The organism is Microbacterium sp., assembly GCF_011620715.1.
Classification (GTDB): Bacteria; Actinomycetota; Actinomycetes; order Actinomycetales; family Microbacteriaceae; genus Microbacterium.
This window is the reverse complement of record NZ_WOYP01000024.1, coordinates 1-4,613: the sequence shown is the minus strand read 5'-3', so window position 1 is coordinate 4,613 and position 4,613 is coordinate 1. Positions and strand designations below refer to the sequence as shown.

Sequence of the window (4,613 nt, the reverse complement as noted above, 5' to 3'; positions counted from 1 at the left end):
ACCTTCTCGCGGTCAGGGATTGGGAACGGCGGTGACGGCGTCCCCAGACAGCCAGCGCAGCCACCGCGTGCCCGGGTCGCCCTCGAGCACGAGTGCGCGCACGAGGAGTGTCAGCGGGATGGAGAGGATCGCGCCGAGCGGACCCATGATGAAGGTCCAGAAGATCACCGAGAAGAAGCTCAGTGTGAGGCTCAGGTTCACCGCGTCGCTCACGAACTTGGGCTGAACGAGAACCTGCAGGGTGACGTTCACGACGCAGTAGACGGCGATCACTGCGAGCATGAGGGGCCAGCCGCCGACGACGAGGGCCAGAAGAGCGGGCGGGATCAGGCCGATCACGAACCCGATGTTCGGGATGAAATTGGTCACGAACGCGAGGATCGCCCACACCGCCGGCACCGGGATGCCGAGTGCCCACAGGGCGAGACCGTCGATGATCGCGACGACGGCGCCGAAGCTCACGTTGACGACGTAGTACCGCCGCACGCCGGAGTTGTAGGCGCGGAACCGCTGCAGAGCGTGTGCGGCGACCTGCCCATAGCTCGTCTCGGCCCGCGCGTAGCGTGCGCCGTCGACGGCCATGAAGATCACGTACGCGAACACGAAGAACAGGGCGGTCAGGATGCCGAGCGCGGTGCCGCCGAGCGAAGTGACGAACGCCACGATGCTCGACGGCTGAAGGATGGATGCCGCGGCATCCGCTGCTTGTTGATCCAACCCGAACGATCTGAGCCAGGTGATGACCTCCTGAGCGGTGGCTTGGAGCTCGTCCGCGTACTCGGCCACCAGGCGGATGAACTGCGTGCCCGCGAAGAACAGGAGCAGTCCGAGCACCAGAAGGATCAGATCCGCGATGACGATCACGCCCGTCGTCGCGGCCCAGCGCGGCCAGCCCCAGTGCTCCAGCGGATGCCGCAGGGGATGACAGATGATGACGATGACGGCGGCCAGCACGAGCGGTCCGACCACTTCTCGCGCGAGGAAGAGTCCTGTGAGGGCGATCACCGCCGTGGCAAGGCCGATCAGCACCCGGAGGGTCGGGGACAGCGCGGGAGGCGTCGGGGGTGCGACCGGCTCGGGGCCTTCGAACAGGCTCATCGGGCCTCCGCTTTCTCGGGAGATTCGGGCGGCCGGCCGAGCCTGTCGCTCATGTCGTCGAGCTGGGCGGCGACCTTGCGCAACTGGCCGCGAGTGGCCGGCTCATCGTCGTCGCGGCCGGTCGCGACGCGCTCCAGCACCCAAGACGCGAGGGTGGCGGTGACGACGCCGACCACGGCGACCCCGCTGCCCATCAGCAGCACCGCGACCATTCGGCCGGCGGCGGTCACCGGGTAAAAGTCGCCGTAGCCGACGGTGGTGATCGTGACGAAAGCCCACCACACCGCATCGCCGAAGTTCTCGATGTTCGCCCCAGGGGCACCACGCTCGGCATCCAGCTCGGCGAGCGCGGCGATCCAGATGAGGATGGTCGCCGCTCCGGCGCCGTAGATCGCGATCCGACTGCGCAGAGCTGTGCCCGCGGTGCGCTGCAGGGTGTGCACGAGGGTCAGAGCCTTCAGGAGGCGCAGCGGCTTGAGTGCGGGCAGCACGACCACCAGCAGATCGAAGATGTGCTTGCGGAACCAGACTCCTCGCGGCGAGGCGAGGACGAGTCGCACCAGGTAGTCGATGACGAACACGACCCACGTGAGCGTCATCGTGAGTCGGGCGATGAGTTCGGCGGTTCCCTGGAGGTCGGCGATCACCTGCCAGGAGTAAGCCACGATGAAGATCACCGAGGCGATGAGGAGTGGCCAGTACGTCAGCTGGCTCCAGCGTTCCTCTGTCATGCCGAAACTCTAGAACCGCGGCGCCCGGCGGGCCGGATGCCTCGCCGCTGCTACCGCTCGGTCACATTGGACGAGCTTCCCCACGGGATCGGCGGGACGGTCACCCGTCGGCACCGGGTGCGACGTCTCTCGAATCGTCGGATGCCGTGCCCCGGCCTTCCTCGAGGACCAGACGCGGGCGCCACACCACGATGTCGGTCGCGCGGCGCACGCGACGCCCCTGCCGGAGCGTCACGACCGAGCCGGTGGCGCCGGCTGCGAACACCCGGGCGCCGGGACGGTTCTCGAGCTCGGTACGCATACGCGCTTCGAGGTCGCGCACGCGCACGCGCAGCTCCTGCACGTGGTTCTCGAGCTCGATGATCCGCGCGATGGCCGGCAGGCTCATGCCGTCGGACGAGAGGCGGGCGACTTCGCGCAGCTGCTCGACGTGACGCGTCGAGTACCGCCGCGAGCCGCCCTGAGTGCGTGCGGGCACGACGAGGCCGAGCCGGTCGTACTGCCGAAGCGTCTGCGGATGCATGTTCGCCAGTTCGGCGGCGACGGCGATGGCGAAGATCGGGGCGTCCTCATCGACCTCTCGTTGCGGCATCCGTCCTCACCTCGTCCCTCTCCTCGTCGCGACCTTCTAGCCACGCGCGCGCGACATGAGGTCGGCGCGCGGGTTGTCCTTCGGCTCCAGCTCGTGGAATCGTTCGAGCGCTTCGCGCGCTGCATCATCGAGGTGCGACGGCACTGCGACCTGCACTTCGGCGAGCAGATCGCCGGTCCCTTTCGCCGTCTGCACGCCGCGCCCCTTGACGCGCAGCACGCGGCCCGACGGAGTGCCCGGGGCGACGCGCAGCTTGACCGGGTCGCCGCCGAGGGTCGGAACCTCGATCGTGGCGCCCAGGGCGGCCTCGGTGAAGGTCACGGGGACGGTCACACGCAGGTTGAGCCCCTCGCGCGTGAACACCGGATGCGGGCGAACGGTCACCTGAACGACGATATCGCCCGACTCGCCGCCGTCCGGCGAGTGCCGGCCGCGACCGCGCAGGCGGATCTTCTGCCCATCGGACACGCCTGCGGGGATCTTCACCTTGAACGGCTTGCCGTCCTCGCCCTGGAGGGTGATCGTCTCGCCCTTGGTCGCGGTGATGAAATCGATCGTCGTGCGGGCCGTCACGTCGGCGCCGCGCTGCGGGCCGCCGTAGCCGCGGAAGCCGCCCGTGGACTGACCGAACCGCCCCGAGCCGAAGCCGCCGCCCTGCTGCTGGTTGAACATGCTGAAGATGTCGTCGAAGTCCTGCGGCGACTGGCGGCTGCCGCGACCCTGGCCGAACGCGCTGAAGACGTCTTCGAAGCCGCCCGGTCGGTCTCCGGCCGTGAAGCGCGCGCCCGAGCCCATGGCGCGGATCTGATCGTACTCCTTGCGCTGTTCGGGGTCGGACAGCACCGAGTACGCCTCGCTGACCTCTTTGAACTTCTCCTCGGCCTTCGCATCGCCCTGGTTGGAGTCGGGGTGGTGCGTGCGGGCGAGCTTGCGATATGTCTTCTTCAGCTCCGCTTGGCTGACGCCCTTCTCGACGCCCAAGACTTTGTAGAAGTCCTTGTCGAACCAGTCCTGACTGGCCATGGCCCTCCTCTAGGTCCTTGAGCCCGTCGAGGGGTCGGCCGGCACCGCGACGACCACCTTGGCGGGTCGCAGTTCAACCGAACCCAGTCGGTAGCCGACTTCGACCACCTCGAGGATCGTCGCTTGGGTGACCCCCGGCGTCGGTGCCTGGAAGATCGCCTCGTGCTGCTGCGGGTCGAACGCCTCACCGGCCTCGCCGTACGAGACGACACCGAGCTTCTCGGCCACCGCCCGCACCTTGTCGCCGATCGCGGCGAACGGAGTGCCCTCGACGAGGTCGCCGTGCTTGGTCGCACGGTCGAGATCGTCGAGCACCGGAAGCAGGCCCTTGACCGCCTCACCCCGGGCACGCTCGATCTCGCGCTCGCGCTGGTCCTCCGTGCGCCGACGGTAGTTGGCGTACTCGGCCTGCAGCCGCTTCAGATCGTTCAGCAGGGCCGACTCGAGGTCGGCGAGCACAATGTCCTCCGCCGCGGCATCAGCGTTCTGTTCGGCGCCGAGGATGTCGTCGACGGTCAGTTCGTCCTGCGAGACAGGGTCGGAGACCTGCGCCTCCGACCCCTCCTCGTCCGGTCGAACCTCGTCGCCAGGCTCCTGCTCGGGGCCGTTCCCTTCGAAGTCCTTGTCGGTCATGACTACTTCTTGTCGTGTTCGTCGTCGACGACCTCGGCGTCGATGACGTCCTCGTCGGACGATGCCGACTCGGACCCGCCCGAGGGAGCCTCGCCACCGGCATCCGATGCGGCCTGCGTCGCCTGGCTCGAGGCGTAGATCGCTTCGCCCAGCTTGCCCTGGCTCACGGTGAGCGTGTCGAACGCGGTCTTCACCGCGTCGTCGTCCTCACCGGCGAGCGCCGCCTTGAGCGCGTCGACGTCACCCTGCACCTCGGTCTTGACCTCGGCGGGGAGCTTGTCGTCGTTCTCCTTGATGAGCTTGTCGATCGAGTACGAGAGCGTCTCGGCCTGGTTGCGGGTCTCGGCCGACTCGCGACGCTTCTTGTCTTCGGCGGCGTGCTCCTCGGCTTCGCGCACCATGCGCTCGATGTCGTCCTTGGGCAGCGACGAGCCGCCCGTGATCGTCATCGACTGCTCCTTGCCGGTGCCCTTGTCCTTAGCGGACACGTGCACGATGCCGTTCGCGTCGATGTCGAAGGTGACCTCGACCTGCGG

Annotated in this window: 6 protein-coding genes; all 6 read right to left on the bottom strand. The window is 68.0% G+C overall.

Translation table 11 applies throughout. From position 1 onward, the window contains the following. Positions 1-12: 12 nt before the first annotated feature. Entirely contained in the window at positions 13-1,098 is a 1,086-nt protein-coding gene (locus tag QZV84_RS02630) for an AI-2E family transporter (RefSeq protein ID WP_292824883.1), read from the bottom strand. Continuing rightward, complete coding sequence (locus QZV84_RS02625) at positions 1,095-1,829, bottom strand: potassium channel family protein (RefSeq protein WP_292824880.1); 735 nt, start codon at positions 1,827-1,829, stop codon at positions 1,095-1,097. Before QZV84_RS02625 ends, QZV84_RS02630 begins: the two co-directional genes overlap by 4 nt. A gap of 100 nt (positions 1,830-1,929) precedes the next feature. Beyond that, positions 1,930-2,421, bottom strand: a complete 492-nt coding sequence (locus QZV84_RS02620; RefSeq protein ID WP_292824877.1) for a MerR family transcriptional regulator — start codon at positions 2,419-2,421, stop codon at positions 1,930-1,932. A gap of 36 nt (positions 2,422-2,457) precedes the next feature. Further along, on the bottom strand, positions 2,458-3,444 hold the full coding sequence (locus QZV84_RS02615; protein WP_292824874.1) for a DnaJ C-terminal domain-containing protein: 987 nt from the start codon (positions 3,442-3,444) through the stop codon (positions 2,458-2,460). A gap of 9 nt (positions 3,445-3,453) precedes the next feature. Further along, on the bottom strand, positions 3,454-4,077 hold the full coding sequence (locus QZV84_RS02610; RefSeq protein ID WP_292824870.1) for a nucleotide exchange factor GrpE: 624 nt from the start codon (positions 4,075-4,077) through the stop codon (positions 3,454-3,456). 2 nt (positions 4,078-4,079) lie between these two features. Further along, the coding region (locus tag QZV84_RS02605; RefSeq protein ID WP_292824867.1) for an Hsp70 family protein at positions 4,080-4,613 on the bottom strand (534 nt) is incomplete at its 5' end.

Excerpts from the sequence above, each read along its gene's own strand:
- QZV84_RS02625 (WP_292824880.1), bottom strand. The coding sequence starts at position 1,829 with ATGACAGAGGAACGCTGGAGCCAGCTGACGTACTGGCCACTCCTCATC.
- QZV84_RS02615 (WP_292824874.1), bottom strand. The coding sequence starts at position 3,444 with ATGGCCAGTCAGGACTGGTTCGACAAGGACTTCTACAAAGTCTTGGGC.
- QZV84_RS02610 (WP_292824870.1), bottom strand. The coding sequence starts at position 4,077 with ATGACCGACAAGGACTTCGAAGGGAACGGCCCCGAGCAGGAGCCTGGC.
- QZV84_RS02620 (WP_292824877.1), bottom strand. The coding sequence starts at position 2,421 with ATGCCGCAACGAGAGGTCGATGAGGACGCCCCGATCTTCGCCATCGCC.
- QZV84_RS02630 (WP_292824883.1), bottom strand. The coding sequence starts at position 1,098 with ATGAGCCTGTTCGAAGGCCCCGAGCCGGTCGCACCCCCGACGCCTCCC.